At 64.0% G+C, this 22,935-nt stretch carries 23 protein-coding genes; 16 read left to right on the top strand and 7 right to left on the bottom strand.

Annotated features, from left to right (window positions below):
- Together ACMT3I_RS10885 and ACMT3I_RS10880 are read right to left on the bottom strand one after the other, a co-directional pair.
- Complete coding sequence (locus ACMT3I_RS10885; RefSeq protein ID WP_414804518.1) at positions 1-654, bottom strand: GNAT family N-acetyltransferase; 654 nt, start codon at positions 652-654, stop codon at positions 1-3.
- Positions 651-2,114 carry a glutamyl-tRNA reductase gene (locus ACMT3I_RS10880; protein WP_414804517.1) on the bottom strand — a complete coding sequence of 488 codons (1,464 nt, stop codon included), beginning with the start codon at positions 2,112-2,114 and terminating at the stop codon, positions 651-653. The genes ACMT3I_RS10885 and ACMT3I_RS10880 overlap by 4 nt, the downstream gene beginning before the upstream one ends.
- A gap of 61 nt (positions 2,115-2,175) precedes the next feature.
- Between ACMT3I_RS10880 and hemE the strand changes: the two genes are divergently transcribed.
- The 12 genes from hemE to ACMT3I_RS10820 all read left to right on the top strand — a co-directional run bounded on the left by hemE (position 2,176) and on the right by ACMT3I_RS10820 (position 12,950).
- Positions 2,176-3,342 (top strand): uroporphyrinogen decarboxylase, encoded by a 1,167-nt coding sequence (gene hemE / locus ACMT3I_RS10875; protein ID WP_414804516.1) that lies wholly within the window; start codon positions 2,176-2,178, stop codon positions 3,340-3,342.
- Complete coding sequence (locus ACMT3I_RS10870; RefSeq protein WP_414804515.1) at positions 3,339-4,880, top strand: protoporphyrinogen/coproporphyrinogen oxidase; 1,542 nt, start codon at positions 3,339-3,341, stop codon at positions 4,878-4,880. The genes hemE and ACMT3I_RS10870 overlap by 4 nt, the downstream gene beginning before the upstream one ends.
- A gap of 128 nt (positions 4,881-5,008) precedes the next feature.
- Positions 5,009-5,515, top strand: a complete 507-nt coding sequence (locus tag ACMT3I_RS10865; RefSeq protein ID WP_414804514.1) for a hypothetical protein — start codon at positions 5,009-5,011, stop codon at positions 5,513-5,515.
- Between the two features lie 53 nt (positions 5,516-5,568).
- On the top strand, positions 5,569-5,985 hold the full coding sequence (locus ACMT3I_RS10860) for a phage holin family protein (protein ID WP_414804513.1): 417 nt from the start codon (positions 5,569-5,571) through the stop codon (positions 5,983-5,985).
- Positions 5,975-6,382, top strand: coding sequence for a DUF3618 domain-containing protein (locus ACMT3I_RS10855; RefSeq protein WP_414804512.1), 408 nt, complete (start codon positions 5,975-5,977; stop codon positions 6,380-6,382). Before ACMT3I_RS10860 ends, ACMT3I_RS10855 begins: the two co-directional genes overlap by 11 nt.
- An 88-nt stretch (positions 6,383-6,470) precedes the next feature.
- On the top strand, positions 6,471-7,229 hold the full coding sequence (hemQ, locus tag ACMT3I_RS10850; RefSeq protein WP_414804511.1) for a hydrogen peroxide-dependent heme synthase: 759 nt from the start codon (positions 6,471-6,473) through the stop codon (positions 7,227-7,229).
- Positions 7,229-8,344 (top strand): ferrochelatase, encoded by a 1,116-nt coding sequence (locus ACMT3I_RS10845; protein WP_414804510.1) that lies wholly within the window; start codon positions 7,229-7,231, stop codon positions 8,342-8,344. Before hemQ ends, ACMT3I_RS10845 begins: the two co-directional genes overlap by 1 nt.
- Positions 8,341-9,303: a hydroxymethylbilane synthase gene (gene hemC / locus ACMT3I_RS10840; protein ID WP_414804509.1), complete on the top strand. Its 963-nt coding sequence runs from the start codon at positions 8,341-8,343 to the stop codon at positions 9,301-9,303. Before ACMT3I_RS10845 ends, hemC begins: the two co-directional genes overlap by 4 nt.
- Positions 9,300-10,079 carry a uroporphyrinogen-III synthase gene (locus tag ACMT3I_RS10835; protein ID WP_414804508.1) on the top strand — a complete coding sequence of 260 codons (780 nt, stop codon included), beginning with the start codon at positions 9,300-9,302 and terminating at the stop codon, positions 10,077-10,079. Before hemC ends, ACMT3I_RS10835 begins: the two co-directional genes overlap by 4 nt.
- A 16-nt stretch (positions 10,080-10,095) precedes the next feature.
- Positions 10,096-11,085, top strand: a complete 990-nt coding sequence (hemB, locus tag ACMT3I_RS10830) for a porphobilinogen synthase (RefSeq protein WP_414804507.1) — start codon at positions 10,096-10,098, stop codon at positions 11,083-11,085.
- On the top strand, positions 11,082-12,404 hold the full coding sequence (gene hemL, locus ACMT3I_RS10825; protein WP_414804506.1) for a glutamate-1-semialdehyde 2,1-aminomutase: 1,323 nt from the start codon (positions 11,082-11,084) through the stop codon (positions 12,402-12,404). Before hemB ends, hemL begins: the two co-directional genes overlap by 4 nt.
- 93 nt (positions 12,405-12,497) lie before the next feature.
- Positions 12,498-12,950, top strand: a complete 453-nt coding sequence (locus ACMT3I_RS10820; RefSeq protein ID WP_414804505.1) for a hypothetical protein — start codon at positions 12,498-12,500, stop codon at positions 12,948-12,950.
- A 19-nt stretch (positions 12,951-12,969) separates the two neighbouring features.
- Here the strand turns inward: ACMT3I_RS10820 and ACMT3I_RS10815 are convergent, their stop codons facing one another.
- Positions 12,970-13,986 (bottom strand): MDR family oxidoreductase, encoded by a 1,017-nt coding sequence (locus ACMT3I_RS10815; protein ID WP_414804504.1) that lies wholly within the window; start codon positions 13,984-13,986, stop codon positions 12,970-12,972.
- A 376-nt stretch (positions 13,987-14,362) separates the two neighbouring features.
- Here ACMT3I_RS10815 and ACMT3I_RS10810 point away from each other — a divergent pair, with 376 nt between their 5' ends.
- Positions 14,363-15,442 (top strand): S1C family serine protease, encoded by a 1,080-nt coding sequence (locus ACMT3I_RS10810; protein WP_414804503.1) that lies wholly within the window; start codon positions 14,363-14,365, stop codon positions 15,440-15,442.
- A gap of 15 nt (positions 15,443-15,457) precedes the next feature.
- On the opposite strand, the gene ACMT3I_RS10805 is transcribed toward ACMT3I_RS10810, so the two are convergent.
- Genes ACMT3I_RS10805 through ACMT3I_RS10795 form a run of 3 tightly spaced genes read right to left on the bottom strand, consistent with a single transcriptional unit; the run spans position 15,458 to position 18,467 of the window.
- Complete coding sequence (locus ACMT3I_RS10805) at positions 15,458-16,288, bottom strand: ABC transporter permease (protein ID WP_414804502.1); 831 nt, start codon at positions 16,286-16,288, stop codon at positions 15,458-15,460.
- On the bottom strand, positions 16,285-17,187 hold the full coding sequence (locus ACMT3I_RS10800; RefSeq protein WP_414804501.1) for an ABC transporter ATP-binding protein: 903 nt from the start codon (positions 17,185-17,187) through the stop codon (positions 16,285-16,287). The genes ACMT3I_RS10805 and ACMT3I_RS10800 overlap by 4 nt, the downstream gene beginning before the upstream one ends.
- Before the next feature lie 29 nt (positions 17,188-17,216).
- Positions 17,217-18,467: a cysteine desulfurase-like protein gene (locus ACMT3I_RS10795; protein ID WP_414804500.1), complete on the bottom strand. Its 1,251-nt coding sequence runs from the start codon at positions 18,465-18,467 to the stop codon at positions 17,217-17,219.
- A gap of 54 nt (positions 18,468-18,521) precedes the next feature.
- Here ACMT3I_RS10795 and ACMT3I_RS10790 point away from each other — a divergent pair, with 54 nt between their 5' ends.
- On the top strand, positions 18,522-19,940 hold the full coding sequence (locus ACMT3I_RS10790; protein ID WP_414804499.1) for an LssY C-terminal domain-containing protein: 1,419 nt from the start codon (positions 18,522-18,524) through the stop codon (positions 19,938-19,940).
- Between the two features lie 84 nt (positions 19,941-20,024).
- On the opposite strand, the gene ACMT3I_RS10785 is transcribed toward ACMT3I_RS10790, so the two are convergent.
- Positions 20,025-20,945: a rhodanese-related sulfurtransferase gene (locus ACMT3I_RS10785; RefSeq protein WP_414804498.1), complete on the bottom strand. Its 921-nt coding sequence runs from the start codon at positions 20,943-20,945 to the stop codon at positions 20,025-20,027.
- An 84-nt stretch (positions 20,946-21,029) separates the two neighbouring features.
- Between ACMT3I_RS10785 and ACMT3I_RS10780 the strand changes: the two genes are divergently transcribed.
- Together ACMT3I_RS10780 and ACMT3I_RS10775 are read left to right on the top strand one after the other, a co-directional pair.
- Positions 21,030-21,578 (top strand): YbhB/YbcL family Raf kinase inhibitor-like protein, encoded by a 549-nt coding sequence (locus ACMT3I_RS10780; RefSeq protein WP_414804497.1) that lies wholly within the window; start codon positions 21,030-21,032, stop codon positions 21,576-21,578.
- A 122-nt stretch (positions 21,579-21,700) separates the two neighbouring features.
- Positions 21,701-22,708, top strand: coding sequence for an alpha/beta hydrolase (locus ACMT3I_RS10775; RefSeq protein WP_414804496.1), 1,008 nt, complete (start codon positions 21,701-21,703; stop codon positions 22,706-22,708).
- The last annotated feature ends 227 nt before the right edge of the window (positions 22,709-22,935 follow it).

Raw genomic sequence — 22,935 nt, 5'->3', positions numbered from 1 at the left:
TCAGCTGGACACCGCACCGGGTGCGGTGCCTGTCGCAGTGCGAGTTGGGGCGGGTGAGCTCTCCCAATCACGCTTCAGGATGGCGTAGACCGCCAGGTCGCTCCACTCGCCCTTGAAGATCTCGCACTCGACGAAGTGAGCCTCCTGCCGCATGCCGAGGCTGCGGCAGAGGGCAACGGATGCCAGATTCCGCGGATCCAATCTGGCCATGACCCGGTGGGCACCGATCTCGCCGAATACCAGATCGAGCACTGCGCGAGCGGCTTCTGTTGCGTAACCCCTGCCCTGAGAATCGGGGTGGATCACCCACCCGATTTCGAGCTGAGCGTTTGCGCCACTGTCGAGGAACACGCTGATATCGCCGATTACACGACCGGGTTCGCCGGTCTCGTTGCCGAGCTCTACGGCCAGGATCATCGCATCCCGATCGTCTTCGAGACGGGTGAATTCGGCGCGCTTCAGCGTGTGCTCACGTGATTCGTCTCTGTCACGAAGCGGCCAGGGCAGGTAGCGCACTACCTCGGGGATCGACTGGTACGCAAAGACGTCGTCGGCGTCAGCCTCGGTCAGTGGGCGCAGCAGCAACCGTTCGGTGTGCAGCGGATGAGCGAGAAACGGGAGAGTGGTCAGACCGGTGGGTACTGCAGCGCTCATGACGCAGTTGTCTGCACATCGGTTGATGGGACGGCATCGATTTCAGCCGCTGGAAGCTCGACTGCAATGCCGAACAGCGCATTCAAGCCGCCGATGAATGCATCGTGGTCGCCGGCGCCGGCCAGTTCCCGTGAGCGAACCATCGGGGTGTGCAGCAGCACGCTGGCCAGGTGCCGCAGCGCCGATTCGGTGTGTTCGGTGTCGTCTCCGCGCTTGCGGGCGCGTTCGATCTCGGCATCCAGGATGTCGAACACGTGCGACCGCAACGCGACGACCGCAGGCGCGAGGCTTTGCTCTTTTGATACAGACGTGAACTTACGAGCGGCCAGCGTCACCAGCTTGCGTGCATCGCTTGTCGCGTTCAGCTCTTCGATGGGCGCGTGCAGACGAATCGTCTCGAGGTCGAGCAGCTCGATACCGTCGACCGCAACGACATCCGGATCAACGTTGCGGGGCAGGCCCAGGTCGATGATCAGCTGGCGACGGCCGGTGGTTTCGATGTCGGCAGGTGAACTATCCTGCTGCGCGGTCATCAGATCGGACGAGGCACTCAGCTCACTGACGGTGTTGATTGTGCTGACCGTGCCGGCATTGCCGGTGACGGGGCAGGTACGAACCTCAACGGGCTCGGCCACGATCGGAGCTGGAGCGACCAGTGCTCGACCGGCACGCAGCACATCGGCGGTAATGACGTGGTGCTCGACAGTTGTGCAGGTGACGATCAATTCGGCGTTGCCAACCGCGTGGCTGAAGTCGGCTTCGGCGACCGCCTCGATGTCGTGGCCGACGGCAAACTTCTCTGCCCGACCAGACGGGGAGTACACCCGCACGTTCGCAGCGCCGCGGTCGCGCAGCGCTGCCAGCGAAGCACCGGCGTAGCGACCCGTGCCGATCAGGAGCACCGGGAGGTTCGTCCAGTCATCGATACGGCTCTCGGCCAGTTCAAGCGACAGTCGAACGAGTGACCGGCCGACTGTGCCGATGCCCGTGCGGTTCTTGACGCCACGTGAGGTACGGGACGCCCGCTGGAACAACCGCTCGAGTTCGGGGCTGGTCGTGCCTGATTCGCGGGCCTGCTCGAGGGCGCGGCGCACCTGGCCGGCGATCTCGCCTTCGCCGACGACAACGGATTCGAGGCCGCTCGTCACAGAAAAAAGATGCTCTGGCACGCTGTTGCCGTGCACGAAATCAAGCGTGTTGCGCAGGATGTCTGCGTCGACACCCGTGCTTGCACTCACCGCGTCGATTGCGGCGTATACGGCCGGAAGCGGGGAGACCCCGAACGGCTCATCGAGGTCGAGATAGGCCTCGAAGCGGTTGCAGGTAGCGACGACAACGGCGCCGCTCAGCGCGTCGTGGCGCTCCAACATTCCACTCGCAGCGGTGGTGGCGCCCACAGAAAGTTTCTCCAGCACATCGAAGCTGGAGTTCTTGTGGCTGGCAGAAAGACAAATCAGCACTAATTGAGCATACGACCGTTCCCTGAATGTCGTTTGTCAGGCCCTCGTGCATCCTTCAGGGATGTTTGACAGAATTCAGGGCGTGAACCTCGACGCGCAACACCCACTTTCCGCCGGCCTGACTGCCGATTCCCGCTTGATCACCGCTTACCAGGGCTCCAGGCCAGACGTGACACCCGTCTGGTTCATGCGCCAGGCCGGTCGATCCCTCCCCGAATACCGCGAGCTGCGGGTCGGCACCCAGATGCTTGAGGCCTGCCTCACGCCGGAGCTGGCCAGCGAAATTACCCTGCAGCCGGTTCGTCGGCACGGCGTCGACGCCGGCATCTTCTTCAGCGACATCGTCGTTCCCCTCAAGCTCGTCGGTGTCGATGTCTCGATCGTCGCTGGCAAGGGCCCGGTGCTCGGCAAGGCAGTGCGTACCGCAGCGGATGTCGCAGAGCTCGTCGCGCTCGACCCGGCCGTTCTCGATGACGCGCTGGCTCCCATCCGCGAAGCTGTCACCCGCACGACTGACGAACTCGGCACCACCCCGCTGATCGGGTTTGCCGGTGCGCCGTTCACGCTCGCTGCCTACCTGGTCGAAGGTGGTCCCTCCAAGGACCACATCCACGCCCGCACCCTGATGCACTCCGACCCGGAGGCCTGGGCCGTGCTGATGGCCTGGACCGCAGAGGTCACAGGTAAGTTCCTCCGGGCGCAGATTTTGGCTGGTGCCAGTGCCGCCCAACTGTTCGACTCGTGGGCAGGCGCCCTGTCGCTCGATGACTACACGAAGTACGTCGCCCCGGCATCCGCCCTGGCCATCTCCCACGTGCAGGACCTGACATACGAGACCCGGTCAGCCGATCTGGCCGCCGACCCCGAGTCAGTGCGCAACAGCGTGCCGATCGTGCACTTCGGCGTCGGAACAAGCGAGCTCCTCAAGGCGATGCACGACATCGGTGCCGATGTCGTCGGCGTCGACTACCGCGTGCAGCTCGACGAGGCCAGCCGCCGCCTGGGCGGTAACGTCCCTGTGCAGGGCAACATCGACCCCGCGCTGCTCGCCGCGCCGTGGCCGGTGCTCGAAGCCCACGTGCTCGACGTGCTCGAGAAGGGCCGCACGGCTCCGTCACACGTGTTGAACCTCGGTCACGGTGTCCCGCCTGAAACAGATCCGGCTGTACTCACCCGTGTAGTCAACCTCGTGCACGACGCCTCAGCGGAACAGAACAGCGTTCGATGACTGATGTCATCGTTGTCGGCGGTGGCATCGCCGGACTGGTTGCTGCCCGACACTGCGCCCACCTCGGCCTGAGCGTCACGATTTACGAGGCGAGCGACACGGTGGGCGGCGCCGTCGCCAGCCACGAGGTGGCCGGTCTCACCCTCGACAGCGGTGCAGAGAGCTTTGCCGTACGTAAGGGGACCGTCGCTGATTTCATCGACGGCCTCCAGTTGACCCATGAGATCGTCGCGCCGAATCCCCAGGGAGCCTGGCTGTACCTGCCGCCGCTGAAGACGGGCGGAGCGCCGATGAGTGTGCCACTGCCAAAGACGGGAATCCTCGGTATTCCCGGCTCACCGTTGGCCGATGACGTGCGACGCGCTATCGGTTCTGCCGGTGCCTGGCGGGCCTGGCTCGATCGGATCAAGCCCGTGCTCACGATCGGCAGGGAACGCAGTCTCGGTGATCTCGTTGAGAAGCGGATGGGCACCAAGGTGCTCGAACGCCTGGTCGAGCCGGTGGCGGGTGGCGTTTATTCAGCCAGGGCGAAAGACCTGGAGATCGACATCGTCGCTCCCGGCCTGAACGGCGCGCTGACGACAGCTGGATCGCTGTCAGGAGCGGTGCTTTCGCTCCGTTCACAGGCGCCGGCGGGTGCCATGGTCGGCGGATTGCGCGGCGGCATGTCGAAGCTCATCGACGCTGTCCGGGCAGATCTGGCCAAGTACAACGTGACGATCGTGACCGGCGCGACGGTCACCGGCCTCACCCAGAACGTGGTCGAGAGCGAGAGCGAGAGCGAAGACGACGAGGCCACCTCGACGTGGTCGGTCACGTTCGAGCGTGACGTTGACGTTGACGTTGACGTTGACGCCCCAGCAGACACCGATGCAGAAGCTGATGCCACCCTCGCCGCCCCGATCGTTGAAACCGTCGAGACGCGCTTCGTCATCGTCGCGGCTCCCGGAGCCCAGGCGATCAGCCTGGTGCAGGGCGTGAGCCCCGAACTCGCCGCAGTTGCAGACCTCGACTGGCCGGATCCCGCGGCCGTCGAACTTGCCACTCTTGTGGTCAATGCGCCTGCTCTCGATTCACATCCGCGCGGAACAGGGGTTCTCGTTGCCGCGACTGCCCCTGGCGTCAGCGCGAAGGCACTCACGCACGTGAGCGCGAAGTGGGAGTGGGTGGCTGCTGCCGCCGGGCCAGGTCGCCACGTCATCCGACTCTCATACGGGAGGGCAGGCGAACCGAACCTCACAGACGCGCTGAGCGATGAGCAGTTCCAGGAGCTGGCGCTGCACGACGCGTCGCTGATTCTCGGCGTGACGCTTTCTGCGGATTCAGTGCAGGGATTCGCGCGCACCTCGTGGCGCAACGCGCTGTCGCCCGCGACTCTCGGAGCCAGGGAACGGGTCTCAGCCGTGCGCGAGGCGCTTGAGCCCATTCGGGGCCTCGAGCTGACCGGCGCCTGGTTGTCAGGCACGGGGCTGGCTGCAGTCATCCCAGATGCCGTTGACGCGGCTGGCCGAATTCGGCAGGCGTCCCTGGGGCTGTAGCGCCCTTCTGCATCGGCGTGTACCCAGTGTCATCCGCTATCTATAACCTCGGGTGACACTGGGCGCGCATTACATGCGCCTGGCGGGATACGCTGGGGGATACGTGAAACTCGGCGAATGGAGTCACAATGCGGGGAAAAATTCTTTTTGTTACCGGCGGCCTGGTCGGCTACGTGCTGGGCGCTCGCGCGGGACGCAAGCGTTATGACCAGATTGCAGCGGCGGCCAGCAACGTCTGGCACGCAGAGCCTGTGCAGCGACGGGTGAGCGAAGTGCGAGATTTCGCTCTCGACAAGATCGGCGACTCGCCCTCAACGTTGTTCGCAACGGGCAAGAAAATCGTTGCTTCGATGCAGAACTCAACCAAGTCGGGCGCCAAGGCGGCAGCGGCGAACGCAAAGTCTGCTCAGGCTAAGGCAGAGGCTGCAGCCAAGGCTGCTGCGGATGCCGTGGACGAAGCAGCAACAGCAGCAGCAGAGGCGGCCAAGGCCACGGCTGAGCATGCCAAGGCGACCCAGACGAAGACCGAGGCGCCGAAGAAGCCAACGGCGAAACCTGCGCTTCCGGTCGGCGACAAGTCCTCTACCGACGACAAGTCCTCTACCGACGACAAGTCTTCTACCGACGACAAGTAACGCGGTTCAACGAACACGCAGTTCAACGCACACGACAGCGGGGAGCCAGTTCTGTGACTGACAACAGTTTCAACCCAAAGACCAAGAAGCCGATCGGCACGTTGATTTCGGAATTGCCGGGTCAGCTCAGCGCGCTTGTGCACGCCGAGATCGACGCATTCAAAGCCGAGATGACGGGCAAGGCCAAGAACTTCGGCGTCGGCATCGGCCTTTTCGTCGTTGCCGCTGTCTTGCTCTTCTTTGCGACGGGCGTCTTCATCGCTCTCGCGGTGATCGCTATCGCCCTTGCGCTTCCGCTCTGGCTCTCTGCGCTCATCGTCGCGGTCGCGTTACTCCTGATCGCAGTCGTGCTCGCACTCATCGGCGTGAACAGGGTCAAGGCTGCAACTGCGAAGGATCCAGACGGAGTCGGTGCGAGCATTCGTCACGACGTCGATGCACTCAAGGGGGTTGGCGACTATGAGCACTGAGTCAGAACAGCAGCAGAAGGCCCGCAAGGCCGCTGAGAAGATGGCGAATGTCGCAGCGCACACCGCTGCCCAGACCAGGTCTAACGTCAAGGCCGTGCACCCGAATGACGAGCCCGACAAGACGGCGGGCAAAGAGGAATCTCAGCCGCACCGTTCCAAGGCCGAGCTTCGCCAAACCGCGCAGGCAGCCAGAGCAGAGCTCGCAAGCACCCTCGACGCCATCGAGTACAAGCTCAACGTTCCCAAGCAGGTGAAACTCAAGACGCGTCGAGCCAACGACAAGATGAAGCGTCTCGGCACAGAGAATCCTCCAGCGCTGATGGCCATCGCCCTCGGTGCCGCTGCCGTGGTCGGCACAGCCGTGTGGCTGGGAGTCAGGGCCCTGCAGAATCGCTGATGCGTTAGTCTGCGCCCAGTCGCCTCTCGTTTCCGCGGCATTCTGACTCGTTTTTGGCTCTGGTCGCAAAGCAGTGGAGACTAGAGGCATGACTCACCCGGCTGCCGGAGAGGCAGTAGACAGCACCCAGGCCACATCTCCCTCAGAATCCGTCGAACACGAACCCGTCGCGTCACCGCAGGGGTTCACTTTGTTCGCAGTTCTGCGACGAGATCCAAGCAACCCTGACGACCTTGACGGTCGCGACGTCGAGCACGCCGTGAACGAACTGGACGACGTCGTTGCCCTTGTTGAGAAGGAGGGCGTGACGGTTCGCGGCTTCTATGACGTGTCAGGCCTTCGTGCCGACGCGGATGTCATGATCTGGACCCACGCCGACGACGCAGAGACGCTGCAGTGGGCGCATCGCGAACTCCGCCGCACTCGACTGCTCAAGAGCCTGCTCCCCACCTGGAACGCCATGGGTGTGCACCGCGATGCCGAGTTCAACAAGAGCCACGTACCCGGCTTCCTGCGCGGCGTCGAGCCGAAGGGCTGGATGACGGTCTACCCGTTCGTGCGCAGCTACGAGTGGTACCTGCTGCCCGAGGCTGAGCGCAGCAAGATGCTCGCCGACCACGGTCGCAAGGGCGCGGCATTCCGCGGTGCGATCGCCAACACTGTCTCGGCATTCGCCCTCGGTGACTACGAATGGTTGCTTCCCATCGAATCCGATGAGCTCACAGAGCTCGTTGACCTGATGCGTGAGCTGCGCGCGACCGATGCCCGCATGCACGTGCGTGAAGAAGTCCCGTTCTACACCGGACGACGAATTACCCTGGCTGAACTCGTGGAGGTCCTGCAGTAATGGCGAAGTACGACGCAATTCTCCTCGCCGGATTCGGCGGACCGGAGGGCCAGGACGACGTCATCCCGTTCCTCCGCAACGTGACGCGCGGTCGAGGAATCCCCGAGGAGCGCCTCGAAGAGGTCGCCCACCACTACCGCCACTTCGGCGGTGTCAGCCCGATCAACAATCAGAACCGAGCCCTCAAGGCCGCACTCGAGGCGGAGCTCGCCTTCCGCGGCGTCGACTTGCCCGTCATCTGGGGAAACCGCAACTGGGCCCCGTACCTGACCGATGTCGTCGCCGAGGCCCACGAGAACGGCCAGGACCGCCTGATCGCGATTGCGACAAGCGCGTATAGCTCGTACTCCAGTTGCCGCCAGTACCGCGAAGATTTCGCAGAAGCGATCATCAAGCCGGGTCTCGCCCGCGTCGTGCACATCGACAAGGTGCGCCAGTTCTTCGATCACCCCGGTTTCGTGCTGCCTTTCATCGAAGGCGTGCGCCAGGGCCTGGCCGATGTCGAAGCTGCAAACCCCGGCATCAACCTGTACACCGAGGTCGAGGTGCTGTTCGCCACGCACTCGATCCCGATGACGGATGCCGCCAAGAGCGGACCCGCAGAGCGCGGCTTCGGTGAGGGTGGCGCGTACGCCGCCCAGCACAATGCCGTCGCGGAGGTCGTTGTGGCCGCTGCGGCTCCCGCCGACTCCTCAGAGGCCCTCAGCTGGCAGCTGGTGTACCAGTCACGCAGCGGACCACCCAGCATGCCCTGGCTCGAGCCCGACATCAACGACGCCATCGCCGAACTGCCGGCCCGCGGCATCCGTGCTGTCGTCATCGTGCCCCTCGGCTTCGTCAGTGACCACATGGAGGTGCTCTGGGACCTCGACAACGAGGCCATGGAGACCGCCAAGGAGCACGGCCTGTTCTCGGTACGCGTTCCGACGCCGGGCACCAATCCGGCGTACGTCAGCGGCCTTGTCGACCTGGTGATGGAACGCGTCAACGACACCCCCGTCGACGAACGGCCTGCACTGACCGAGCTCGGTCCCTGGTACGACGTATGCCGTCCCGGATGTTGCGAGAACGTTCGCCTCGGCTTCAAGCCGGCGCTGGCAGGAGAAGCACCGTGAGTTCCAAGAAGAGCGTGATCAGGGTCGGTACGCGCGGCAGCGCGCTGGCCATGGCTCAGACGACGGCGATCGCCAACCGCCTCGGCGCGGCTGCTGGTGTCGAGATTGAGATCATCCCGATCACGACCCACGGCGACACCTCACGCGATTCACTGGCGAGCCTCGGCGGCACCGGTGTGTTCGCCAGCGCCCTCCGCGAAGCGCTGCTGGCCGATGAGTGCGACGTCATCGTGCACTCGCTCAAAGACCTGCCGACGATCGCTCAGCCTGGCCTCCGCATCGGCGCGACCCCGAAACGCGCCGACGCTCGCGACGTAGTGTGCGCTCGTGACCAACTCACGCTTGACTCGCTGCCTGACGGCGCCAGGGTCGGAACAGGTTCTCCGCGCAGGGCAGCTCAGTTGCGAGCCAGACGACCGGAGCTCGAGGTCGTCGACATCAGGGGCAACGTCGACACCCGTCTTGCTTTCGTGACTGACGGTGAACTGGATGCTGTCATCCTGGCCGCCGCCGGGCTCGGACGGCTGGGTCGACTCGATGCAGTTGCAACCGAATACCTCGAACTGTCTGAGTGGCCGACGGCTCCCGGACAGGGATCGCTGGCACTCGAAGTGCGCGACGGCTCGTTGGACCGTCAGCTCGCCGGTGCGCTGAACGCGATCAACCACGTCACGACCCAGGTCACGACACTGGCGGAACGCCACGTTCTTGCCATGCTCGAAGCCGGCTGTGCCGCACCGATCGGTGCAACCGCAGTCATTGACGACCTCGTGTTCCTGACGGCGACGGTTTACAGCCCTGACGGCACTGCGCAGATCACCAGCTCACACGCCGCAACGCCCGAATCACACTCGCCCAACCACCTGATGGACGCGGCCGAAGAGATCGCAGAGCGTGTCGCGGCCGAGCTCCTGGCGGGCGGCGCGGCCAAACTCGCACCACTGGGAGCGACATCGTGACGACCAAACCAGATCAGCCGAAGCCGCTGGCCGGCTGGCGTGTTCTCGTTCCCCGCGGTGGCCCCTGGGGCGATCAGGTAGCGGCCAATCTTCGGTCGAAGGGTGCGCAGCCCATCGTCGCGCCCATGATCAACTTCGCGCCGACCGACGATGCAGCCGCCCTCGAGGCGGCGCTTGAGCGTCTGGCTGCCGGCGAATTCGACTGGATCACCGTCACCAGTGCGACGACCGTCGACGTGCTCTCTTCGCACCGTGCAGTCATCCCCGCCAGCACCCGCGTCGCGGCCGTCGGCGAGACGACGGCCGCCGCCTTGACCGCAGCCGGATATTCGGTCGACATCGTGCCGTCTGAAGATAATTCGGCACGCGGCCTGCTTGAGATTTGGGAGGCCGCCACGAACGGCGTCATCCCGCTCAAGGTATTGGCGCTGCGCAGCGAGATCGCCAAGCCCCTCCTCACCGAGGGACTGCGCCGAATCGGCCACGACGTCGAATCGGTCGTCGCGTACCGCACCATCGGTGTTCCTGTCAGTGACAAGGTTGCCGCGGATGTCGCTGCTGGACTCGTGCAGGCGGTCCTGGTGACCTCCGGAAGCGTTGCCCAACAGGTGCAGGAACAGCTTGGTCCGATTCCCGGCGGCACCCTGGTCGCCTGCATCGGACCACAGACAGCCAAGGATGCCGCCGCTATCGGTCTCGACGTCGACGTCATCGCCGCCGAGCGCACAGCAGAGTCACTGATCGACGCCCTCGTTGAGGTTGCGGCGACTCGCTGAGACGTAGGCTTGTCAGGTGACTACACCCATCATTCGGCCGCGTCGCCTGCGCGCCACACCCGCGCTCCGCCGTCTGGCCAGCGAAACCCACCTGCACCCCTCCCAGCTTGTCCTCCCGCTTTTCGTGCGAGAGGGCATCGACAAAGCTGTTCCGATCGTGTCGATGCCTGGAGTCATGCAGCACAGCATCGACAGCGCGAAGCGTGCGGTGGCCGAAGCGGCCGAGGCCGGTATCGGTGGCGTCATGCTGTTCGGCGTTCCTACGGTCCGCGATGCGATCGGCTCTGGTGCCACTGATCCTCGCGGCATCCTCAATGTTGCAACGCGTGCGCTCGTCGATGAAGTGGGCGACGCGCTTGTCGTGCAGACCGATCTCTGCCTCGACGAGTTCACCGATCATGGTCACTGCGGGGTGCTCGCCGTCGATGGCAGCGTCGACAACGACGCAACCCTCATCCGCTACAACGACATGGCTCTGGCCCAGGCCGCGGCCGGTTCACAACTGCTCGGCTTGAGCGGGATGATGGATGGCCAGGTCGCGGCAGTCAGGGAGACCCTTGACGCCGCCGGCTACGAAGACACCGCCCTGCTCGCATACTCGGCCAAGTACGCCTCCGCGTTCTACGGCCCGTTCAGGGATGCCGTGGAATCGACTCTCGAGGGCGATCGACGTACGTACCAGCTCAACCCAGGCAACCGCAGAGAAGGCGTCCGTGAGGCCGAGATCGATATTGCAGAGGGCGCTGATGTCGTGATGGTCAAGCCGGCAGGCGTGTACCTCGACGTGCTCTCTGACGTCGCCGCGATGAGCAGCGTTCCGGTCTGGGCATATCAAGTCTCAGGCGAATACGCCATGATCGAGGCCGCCGCAGCCCAGGGCTGGATCGACCGCAAGCGCTCGATCGAAGAGTCGGTGCTCAGCATCCGCCGTGCTGGTGCCGACGCAGTGCTCACATACTGGGCCACAGAACTTGCAACTTGGATGAATGAGGAAACCGCACGATGACCCACAATGACGAGCTTTTCGACCGCGCCCAGCAGTCGATCCCCGGTGGCGTGAACTCGCCTGTGCGTGCATTCCGTTCGGTCGGTGGCACGCCGCTGTTCATCGTGTCGGCCACAGGCCCATACGTCACCGATTCCGACGGACGCGAATACGTCGACCTCGTTAGCTCCTGGGGTCCTGCGATCCTCGGCCACGCGCACCCTGAGGTCGTCAAGGCCGTGCAGGATGCCGCAGCTCGCGGCCTCTCATTCGGCGCCTCGACGCCGTCTGAGACAGTACTTGCCGAACTGGTCAAGGAGCGCGTGAGTGCCGTCGAGAAGGTGCGCCTGGTGTCAACGGGAACCGAAGCCACCATGACGGCCATCCGTCTCGCCCGTGGCTACACCGGGCGTGACCTGCTGGTGAAGTTCGCTGGTCACTACCACGGCCACTCCGACGGCCTGTTGGCTGAGGCAGGTTCTGGTCTGGCCACGCTGGCCATGCCAGGCTCTGCCGGAGTGACGGCAGCAACTGCAGCGCAGACTCTCGTGCTGCCGTACAACGACCTTGATGCAGTGCGCGAGGCATTTGCCGCCCACCCAGGTCGCATCGCCGCCGTCATCACCGAAGCCGCAGCAGCCAACATGGGAATCGTTGCGCCGGATGCCGGCTTTAACGCTGCACTGGCCGACATCGTTCACGAAAACGGCGCGCTGCTCATTCTCGACGAGGTACTCACCGGATTCCGGGTGAACCGCGCGGGTTACTGGGGACTCCAGCACGCCGCTGGTGAGCGCTACCAGCCCGACCTCATGACGTTCGGCAAGGTCATCGGCGGCGGACTCCCCGTTGCAGCGCTCGGTGGCCGGGCAGAAGTGATGGACTACCTCGCGCCGCTCGGGCCGGTTTATCAGGCAGGCACCCTGTCCGGAAACCCCGTCGCCGTTGCCGCCGGAATTGCCACACTCGAGGCTGCGGGACCGTCGGTTTACGACCGCCTCGACGCCAACGCCGACATCATCTCAGAGGCCGTCTCTGCCGCTTTCGATGCCGAGGGTGTCGAGCACAGCGTGCAGCGTGCAGGTAACCTGTTCAGCTTCGTCTTCGGCGCAACTGCCGCGCTTCGGGCGCCGCGCACCTACGACGAGGTCGCTGCACAGGAGACTTTCAGGTACGCGCCGTTCTTCCACTCGATGCTCAGCTCAGGCGTCTCGCTGCCGCCCTCGGTATTCGAGGCCTGGTTCGTGTCTGCTGCTCATGACGACGCGGCTATCGACCGGATCCTCGAGGCTCTTCCAGCGGCTGCGCGTGCCGCGGCATCCGCTGGGGCGACCGACTGATCAGGCGCGTGTGAGACATACGCAGAGTAGGTAGTTACGGCTTTGTGAGGTTCGGATAAACCGATTCGCAGGATGACCGGGCAAACTAGAAGCATGGCTTCTCTTCGTGTGCATCCGGATCGTCTTGAGATCAGTTTGTCGACGGCGGAGAAATCGCTCTCGCTGCGTCGCGAAGACATCATCGTGCAGCGCGACAACATCAGGTCGATCGCAATCACTGACGACCCGTGGATCTGGATCCGTGGCATCAGGGCGCCTGGAACGATAATTCCGCTGGTACTTGCCGTCGGCACCTGGAAGTTTCACGGTGGCAAAGATTTCGTGGCGATCAAGAGTAAGCGTCAGGCAGTAGTGATCGATCTGATCGATGAAGAGTACTCGCGGGTGATCCTCACCACGAAGCACGCTCCCGAGCTCATCGCATCGCTCAAGTTGATTGATTCCCAGGCCGGTGCGAATACAGAATCGGATTCTGACGCTGAGGTTGACGCGGGCGAGACAGTTGACGCCGAGACAGCTGACGCAGAGACTGACGACAGCAAGTAACTAACTCTGTTGTTCGCTCCTACGCGTTCACATCGACCACTGTGCGCCCATGCAGTGAACCGGCCAGGATGTCGTGGGCAGCCGAGAGCGAACCCTCCAGCCCGATGACGGTGGTCAGGTCGTCGAGCAGCGTGCGGTCAAGGTCGGACTCCAGCCTGGCCCAGGCCTGCTCCCGGAGCGCCAGCGGGGCATGGACGGAGTTGATACCGGCCAGGTTCACCCCGCGCAGGATGAACGGCATCACGCTCGTCGGCAGGTCGGAGCCTTGCGCAAGCCCGCAACTGGCAACTGTGCCGCCGTAGTTCGTCTGAGCGAGCACATTGGCCAGTGTCACGCTGCCCACCGAGTCGATGGCACCGGCCCAGCGCTCTGTCTGCAGCGGCTTGCCCAGCGTCTCGCCGAGGCTGGCCCGTTCGACCAACCCCACGGCGCCGAGCGAGCGGAGGTAGTCACCGAGCTCATCGGTCCTGCCTGTGGAGGCGTGCACGCGATATCCGTTTGCTGCCAACAGTGCGATGGCGATCGAACCGACGCCGCCGGCGGCCCCGGAGACCAGGATGTCGCCAGAGTCGGGGGTGAGCCCTCCGCGTTCAAGCGCGAGCACCGACAACATCGCCGTGAATCCGGCAGTGCCAATGGCTGCAGCCTGTTGCGCGCTCAATCCAGCTGGTAGCGGGACGAGCGAATCGCCGTCGACCCGCACCAATTCAGCGAGTCCACCGTGATGGGTCTCCCCGAGCCCTGCACCGTTCAGGATGACACGGTCCCCGGTTTTCCAGCGCGGATCACTGCTAGCCGTGATCTGACCGACCGCGTCGATGCCTGCGATCAATGGCCAGGTTCGCACCACACCAGGGCGTCCCGAAATCGCCAGTCCATCCTTGAAATTAATGCTGGAGTAGTCCACAGCGATCGTCACAGAGCCAGGCATCAGGGCGTCGACGTCCATCGTCGTCAGGCGTGATCGTACGTCGTCGCCGGTGGCATCAGCTGACTTTTCAACGACGATGGCCCTGAATTTCGATGAATCACTCATGCTCCCAGCATATGGAAGTGGAGCATTACCGGCAGTTTCTTGTTTGCTACGACGGGGTGGCGTACGTTGCACGTAAGTGATGCGTGACAATCAACTTCGTGGGGATGAGGCTGACATGGATTCAGAGCAGGACAAATCAACCGGAGGCCAGCCGGGACCTGAGACCCCGCAGCCGCCCGCCGTTCCACCGGTTTCACAGCCGGTGGATCCACCGGTTTCAGAGACAGCGCCTCAGCAAACCTCCCAGCCGATGTTTCCCCCTGCGGAAACGCCACCTCCAGTAACGCCGCCGCCAGCGACACCGCCACCCTCGGCGCCGGGGGCTGCTTCTCCGCCGCCATCAGGGCCTAGAAAGTCTGACTCCAAGACCTGGATCGTGCTGGCATCCGCTTTGGTACTTGGACTTGTCGGCGGGCTGATCGGTGGATTTGCCGGTGGATTCGCCGGTGAGCGAAGCGACTCGTCAAGCAGCAGTGAAAGCACTGGCTCATCGACGTCCGGACCGTCAGGTGACCTGTCCCAGATCGTCTGCGATGCGACGATGGTCGCAGATTCTGTCTTGCCCACGATCGTCACCATTTCGGTAGAGAGCAGCAGCGGCAGCGGTGTCGGCAGCGGATCGATCATTCGTGAAGACGGGTACATCCTCACGAACAACCACGTGATTTCAGCCGCGGCGACAGAGGGTTCCATCACCGTGCTGTTCAGCAACGGCGAGTCAGAGGCGGCCACGCTTGTTGGGCGCGCCCCGAAGGCCGACATCGCAGTTCTGAAGGTCGACGCAAGCGCCACGCTTCCGGCAATCGAGATCGGTGACTCAGAGTCACTCGTCGTCGGCCAGCCCGTCGTGGCACTCGGCGCACCGCTCGGCCTCGCCAGCACAGTGACAACCGGAATCGTCAGCGCGCTGGGTCGTGATGTGACTGTGCCGAGCGACGACGATCAGCTTGCGCTGCTGGCCGGTGCGATCCAGACTGATGCCGCGATCAATCCCGGAAACTCGGGCGGTGCTCTCGTTGACTGCTCCGGTGCGCAGATTGGCGTCAACACGGCAATCGCGACGGTCGGGAGCTCTGAAGCCAGCGGTAACGTCGGAATCGGATTCGCCGTACCGATGAGTCTCGCTCAATCGATTGTCGACCAACTCATCGAGAACGGCACAGTCGCTTACCCATACATGGGGATTGGCGTGGTGCTGATCTCGGCTGACGCCGCTGAGAAGTTCGACACCCCACAGGGACTGTTCGTCGACACCGTCACCGCCGGTAGCCCAGCCGCCGAAGCCGGTTTGCAGGAGGGCGACATCATCACCGAACTCGATGGCCAGCCGGCGACAACACTCACAGTGCTCACCCGCATCCAATTGACCAAGAAGGTGGGCGACGTCGTCTCGGTCACCTACCTGCGTGATGGCACTGAAGCCACAACCGATGTGACGCTCGGCACGGAGCCGTAACCCCGCACGGACTGCCTAGGTGACGTCCTTCTTCCAGCTGGTGAAGTAGCCGGCCACCGTCGCGACGACTGCATACGCGAGCAGGACGAGACCGCCCTGCCACCACTCAAGAACAGCGGATGCCGGACTCGCGATGGTGAAGAAGCTGGCGCCGACGAGTGCGTCGGATGCAGCTCCTGGCAAGAACTTGCCGATGTTGGCTGTGACCTCGATGAACGATGACGCGAGACGCAGCAGGGGTTCGACGAACTGGGTGAATGCCAGCACGATCACGATCGATGCCACCTGGCTCGGAACGAGCACGCCGAGGCCGACGCCGATAGCCGCCCAGAGTGCCATGGCTAGGATTGAGCGTCCGGCCAGCGCCCAAGTGTCAAGATCACCGAGTGCAGGATCGACATCGAAGGAATTGAGGACGATCGCCCCGACACCCATCGAGGCCAGGAGGCCGACAACGCCGAGACCTGCTCCGACAATGAGCATCGAGACCGTCTTCGCCCCGAGCACGTTGACGCGGCGCGGGTTGGCCAGGAACGTCGGTGTCAACGTCTGGTGGCGGAACTCTCCCGTCGTTGCCAGAGCTCCGAGGAGCACGGGGAACACGTATCCCACCGATGACGCGAAGCTGTAGATCAGGGAGGGAAGGTTATCGAGCTCTGGTGCGGCGCTCGCCCCACCGCCAGCAGTCGGCGTGATCGCACCGCTCTGGATGCCGCCGAACAGCCAGGAGAGACCGCCGGCCAGGAGAGCGATGTAGAGAAAGAGCACGAGAGAGAGGATCCACCACATGCGCGTAGTGAACAGCTTCGCAAACTCGGAGTTGATGGCGCGGATGAAGGTTGTCACAGTGAGTCGCCTCCGCCCACGAGAGAGAGGAATGATTCTTCAAGCCCCGATTTTTGTCTGTGCAGCACGCTGAGTTCTACCCCGGCGGCAAAAGCGATGTGTCCGATCCGGCCGGTGTCAGACTCGGCGGCGAGCACACCCGTGCGGCCGATGGAGTACGGGATGCCGGCATCCGCCAGCGCAGTTGTGAGTGCCTCACGATTCGGCGAATCAACGATGACCTGCGGTGCGGTGTCGGTGTCGAGGCTGGAGAGCGGGCCGCGGTGTACGAGCTTGCCCTTGGCGATGATGATCACGTCGTCAACGCTCTGCTGCACCTCGGAGAGCAGGTGCGAGCTCACGAGAACCGTGCGTCCCTCGGCAGCCATGGTGCGCAGGAACCCGCGGATCCACTTGATGCCCTCTGGATCGAGGCCGTTGATCGGCTCGTCGAGCACAAGCACTCCGGGGTCACCGAGCATCGTGTATGCCAGGCCAAGACGCTGGCGCATGCCGAGCGAGTATCCGCCGACCCTGCGGGTGCCGTAGTCGGCGAGGCCGACGGTCTGCAGCACCTCTGCGATGCGGCTGAGTGGGATCCCTGCGGCCCTGGCATAGATGCCGAGGTGGTCGTTGGCCGTGCGACCCGGGTGGAAGCTCGCAGCCTCGAGAGCAGCGCCCACCATCGAGAGCGGCTTTGGCAGGTCGTGATAGCGCACGCCGTCGAAGGTCGCGGTGCCGGCGGTCGGTGCGACCAGGCCGAGCAGCATCCGGAGCGTTGTCGTCTTGCCTGCGCCGTTGGGGCCCAGGAAGCCGGTGACCCGGCCGGGTTCGACCCTGAACGAGAGATCGTCGACTGCTGCGACGTGGCCAAACCGCTTGGTGATGTTATGGAACTCGATGACCGCGCCCGTTGGCATCCAAAACCCCTCTTCGATTCGCGCCTAGCCTATTGCCCTCCGGTGATGAACGCTGAGAGGCCAGACAGTAACCTGTCGATTTCACCGACGGTGTTGTACGGAGCAAGCCCGATGCGCAGGGCGCCCCGCTCTCCGAGACCAAGCGCGATCGATGCTTCGAGGGCGTAGAACGAGCTGGCTCCGGCCGCGATGTCGCGGGAGGCGAGGAACCGGGCGAGCTCCTGAGAATCGATACCGTCGAACTCGACGAGCAGCGTCGGAGTGCGATCGGCGGCTCGAGAGTAGACGATCGCGCCTGGCAGCTTGGCGACTCCGGAATCGAGGATGGAACGCAACAGGTTCTCATGCTCATCGAGCTCGGCAGACGAGGCGACCAGCCGTTCGCGCCGGGAGCGCGGGTCGGCATAACCGAGCCCGGCCGCGTCGACGCCGGTGTCCCCGCTGTTGCCCAGGGTGGCCAGAAAATCGACGGCTGCGGTCACGCCCGCCATGATCTCGTACGGCAGGGTGCCGAATTCAAAGCGCTCAGGCACCGCATCCGTCGACGGTTTCAGCTTGTCGGGGTGGAGTAGCGAGAGCACCTCGGGATCCGCGGCGAGCACTCCACAGTGCGGGCCGAGAAACTTGTACGGCGAGCAGACGAAGAAGTCGGCGCCGAGGGCTGTGACATCAACCGAGGTGTGAGCCGTGTAGTGCACGCCGTCGACGTAGACCAGTGCGCCCACCGCGTGCGCTAGGTCGGCGATCTCGCGCACCGGCGGTTTGGTTCCGATCAGGTTGGATGCCGCGGTGACGGCGACCACCCGGGTGCGCTCGCTGAGTACCTCGGCGATCGCAGACGCCGGCAGTTCGCCGGTTGTCGGATCGAACTCGGCCCAGCGCACTGTCGCGCCGACCTGGGCAGCAGCCTGTACCCAGGGCCTGATGTTGGAGTCATGGTCGAGTCGCGTGACGACGATCTCGTCGCCGGGACCCCAGGTCTTGGACAGGTGCCGCGCGAAGTCATAGGTCAGTTGAGTGGCGCTTCGACCGTAGACGATGCCGCGCGGGTCTGCCCCGAGCAGGTCGGCCATCGCAGCCCTGAACTGCCCGACGGCTTCATCGGCGTTCAGCTCGGAGCGCACGCCCTGGCCGCGGTTGGACAGCGGCCCGGTGAGCGTGTTCGAGATGGCATGGCCGACAAGCAGGGGGGTCTGGGTGCCGCCAGGCCCGTCGAAGTGCGCAATTCCGCTGGCCAGAGACGGAAAATGAGACCTGATGTTTTCGACGTCGTAACTCATCCCTGAATCAAAGCACATCGCCGCACTGGACTGGTCGGCGAATAACATGGGGAGATGCCCGAGGTTCCAGAGCTGCCAGCCAAGGTCACGGCCTGGCCTGGAACCGTCTCGGCCAACACCATGCTCGACTGGTTCTTTTTTGTCTTCGGCGGTCTGGCATCCGTGTGGCTTGCCGTGCTCGTCTTCGATGAGAGCTTCGCCTGGGGGTGGGGTGCGATCGCGGTTGGCATCGTCTTTTGGCTGCTGCTTGCCTACCTCGTGCTGCCGCGGTTGCACCGAATACTCACCGGCATTTATGTTCCCGATTACTTTATCGGGCGCACACGCACCAGCGATGGACTGCTCGGTGACCCGGTCAACCTGGCGGTCGACGGCGATGAGGCGCAGATTCACCGGGCGATGCTCGCTGCGGGCTGGACGCGGGCAGACAAACTGACGTTTCGAACGAGCTGGAAGATCGTGATGTCGACGGTGCTGCGCCGCAGCTATGACGAGGCGCCGGTGAGCCCGCTCTACCTTTTTGGTCGGCAGCAGGATTTCGCGTACCAGCAGGAGGTTCTGAACAATCCGGCGAAGCGTCACCATGTGCGGTTCTGGAAGTGCCCTGACGGATGGTTGTTGCCCGGCGGGCACCGTGTGGGCTGGTTGGCCGCCGGCACGTTCGACAAGTCGGTGGGCTTCTCTCTGTTCACCCTGCAGGTCACGCACAAGATCGATGCCAACACCGACATCGAGCGCGATCACATCGTCGACACCCTGCTCTCGGCCGGGATCGGGGTGCAGGCGAAGGTCATCAGCGATTTCTCTACCGGATATCACTCGCGAAATGGCGGTGGCGACAGCATCCAGACGGATGGAGACCTGCCGATCATTGATCTCACTCACGTGCCGGTGCCGGTGCCGGTGCCGGTGCCAGGGTCTGGGGCGTCCGGGTCTGGGGCGTCGCGGTCTGGGGCGTTGAGGTCTGCTGGGTCTGAGTTGGTGTCGTCTGGGGTCGGTTCCGCGGATGCGACACGAATCCCACGGCCATCCGCTATCGTCGTCGGGTCGACCCTGATCGCGGCGCGTGCCCTATCGGGCTTGTTCGTCATCGTCGCTGTGCTCGTGGATTGGGAGACGTTCCTGCACGCGATTGTGCTTGAGGACCTCGATGGCGAAGCGCTCAGCAGGGCGCAGGCCAACAGTGTGCTCGGGGTGCTGCTCGGCCTGTACGGGCTGGTGCTCCTGCTCTATATGCTGCTTGGTTTCCTGGTGTGGAGGGGGCATAACTGGGCCAGGGTCGTTGCCATGGCGGGTGCGACGTTCAGCATTGTGCTGTCGTATCTCGATTATGCGAACAACGGCCAGGCCATCACGCTGCGTACGACGCTCGCGAGCCTGGCTCTCGACATCCTGATCCTCCTTGCGCTGTCGAGCACGGTTGCCAGGCGGTATGCGCGGCGTCCCAGAGCTCGCCCTCGATTCCGCACCTGAGCGAGGCCCAGCCCCCGATCACATCTCCGCCGCCGCGGGAGGAACTCGGGCTACAGCGGGGCTACAGCGGGGCTACAGCGGGGCTTACGCCGGCGCGGGTATTGATTCGTCAGCGTGCGTTGCGCAGGCCGGCGGCTCAGCGTCCACGCACTCTGGGCACACGACGAGCTGTTCGCGGCACGACAGGTCGCGGCAATTGAGCATGTTCTTGGTCGAGGTGCCGCAGACGGTGCAGGTGCCGATGATCGCCGTGTGGTCACTGAAGTCAACCGACATCCGCTGGTCGAAGACGTAGAGCGAACCGTCCCACAGGCCGTCGTCGCCGAAGGTTTCGCCGTAGCGAACCACTCCACCGTCGAGCTGGTAGACCTCGCCGAAACCGCGGGACTTCATCAGGCCGCTGAGCACCTCACAGCGGATGCCGCCGGTGCAGTAGGTGACGACAGGCTTGTCCTTGAGGTGGTCGTACTTGCCGCTGTCGAGTTCGGCGACGAAGTCGCGGGTCGTCGCCACATCGGGAACGATGGCGTTCTTGAACTTGCCGATCTCAGCCTCGAAGGCATTGCGCCCGTCGAAGAAGACCACGTCGTCGCCGCGCTCTGCGACGAGTTCGTGCAGTTCGGCCGGTGCAAGCTTGGTGCCGCCGTCGATGACACCCGCGGCATCCACCTGCAGTTCGCCCGGGGCGCCGAAGCTGACGATCTCGTCACGCACCTTCACCACGAGGCGGGGGAAGTCGAGGCTCTGGCCGTCGTCGTCGAGACCGGTGCCCTCGCTCCACTTGAAGTCGATGTCTTTGAATGGCGCGTAGTCGCGGGTTTTGCGCAGGTACCGCTTGAGAGCGGCCATGTCGCCGCCGACGGTGCCGTTCAGGCCATCCTTCGAGATGAGGATGCGCCCGCGGATGCCGAGGCCCTCGCACAGGTCGCGCTGCCACAGCCGAATCGCTTCGGGGTCGGCGAGCGGAGTGAACACGTAATAGAGGAGGACCTTCGGAATAGCCACTGCCATATTTTAGGCGGCGCAGCTGGGGCTTGTACGTGAGTCGGTCACGGGGCCACTCTGGGCAGGACGAGGAGAGGCATCGCTATGACTCAGACCGGTTCGCAGAACGATCCACTTGCCCGATTCGGCGAGGTGCCTTTGTTCACGCTGACAAGCACCGACATGCGTGACGGACAGCCCCTGGCGCGTGCGCAGTATGGAGCAGGGGCCGGCGGGCACAGCGTGTCTCCACAGCTTGAATGGTCGGGCTTTCCGGCCGAGACGCGCAGTTTCGCGGTCACCGCGTACGATCCGGATGCCCCGACGGGCTCGGGATTTTGGCACTGGGCGGTGTGTAACCTGCCGGTGTCCGTCACGTCTCTTGCGGCCGGGGCAGGCGCCCTCGGCAGTCGGCTGCTGCCGCCCGAAGCCCTGATGCTGCCAAACGAGGCGCGTCAGCCGGAGTTCGTCGGCGCCAGTCCACCGGAGGGAACCGGCGTGCACCGCTACCAGTTCATCGTGCACGCGGTCGACGTGCCATCGCTGACGCTCGATCCTGAGTCGACACCGGCCACCCTGGGATTCAACCTCCACTTCCACGTACTCGGTCGCGCAATCATCGAGGCCACTGGCGTCTATGGCGGTGCTGGTTAGAAGCAGCAGTCACGGGGGGATGCCGTCGGCGCCACAATAGGCAGAAGCAGAGTCGATGCACAGGTTGTGCAATGCATGCTCCCAGCGCTGTCTCGGATGCTCGACCTAGAGTAAATCTCAATATGACCACCGTTTTTGATATCGACACACCCCTGACCCAACCCGCAGCAACACCGCCTCGGTCAACGCCGCTCACCAGGGTTCCCGTCTGGATGTGGCGCGCACTGATGGGCGCACTGGCCAAAGGTGAACATCAGCGTTTCAACTCGGTTCCGGTCGATTCAGTCGACTACTACTTTGATATCGACTACGCCGGTGATGGTTCGAAGGCTCACAAGCTCGATGTCATCGTGCCGAGAGATGCTGATGAGCAGCTCCCCGTCTATGTGTATTTCCACGGCGGAGGCTGGACCTCCGGCGACAAGGCGCCGTTGACCAAATACTGCGCAGTGCAAGCGGCGGAGGGCGACATGATCGTGATCAACGCCAACTACCGGCTGGCTCCCAAATACCGTGCAGCGCACATGCTCGAGGACGGCAATGCTGTGCTCGATTGGGCTGCGCGGCACGCCGCTGAATTCGGCGGCGACGCCTCTCGCATCGTGCTCGGTGGCGACTCGGCCGGTGGCCACATTGCCGCGCTGCTCACGGCATCCGCGTACAACCCCGAGCTGGCCGAGCACCACGGCATCACGCCGGCGGTTCATTCCAGCAGCTTGCGCGGCCTGGTGCAGCACTGCAGCCTGCCCGACTTCTCTGTGATGTTCGATCGCGGATTCGTGCTGGGCTTGAACTTCTTACGGATGCTGCTTCCTGAGCGTTGCAACGGCGCGGTCCTGCGTGCAGGCGCCCGTTTCATCTCTCCGATCGATTGGCTCGACAACGGCTTTCCGCCGGTGTTCGTGACAACGTCGGAGCGCGACTTCTTCTACGGCGCAAACCTCAACTTCATGACAGCCCTCAAGCGCAGGCGAATTCCCGTCGAAGCGCTGGTCTACGGGCGCAAGAACCCCAACGCCAAGCACACCTGGCAGCAGGATGCCAAGCATCCCGAATCGCGTGAGGTCTACCGCCGCCTCAGCCACTTCGTTGCGAAGGTCGCTGGCGTCAAGCAGCCCATCTCGGCATAGAGGGCGCTGCCGCGTAGGGTATAGCGGGCGCTGCCACGCAGTAGGACCATCGCGGTCGAGTCGGCTGGCGTCCCACCCCTGGTCCTGGCGCGGGAAAACGCCCCTGGCGCGCGACATATCGCGCGCCAGGGGCGTTTCTGCGCGCCCAGCTGAACGGGATGTGGAAATTCGCCCACGAAGCGGCCGCCGTCGCACCGCCCGCCCGCAATCGCATCCGCCCGCCCGCC

This window comes from Leifsonia sp. A12D58, assembly GCF_047530025.1.
Classification (GTDB): domain Bacteria; phylum Actinomycetota; class Actinomycetes; order Actinomycetales; family Microbacteriaceae; genus Cryobacterium.
This window is presented reverse-complemented; position numbering and strand designations above follow the sequence as displayed.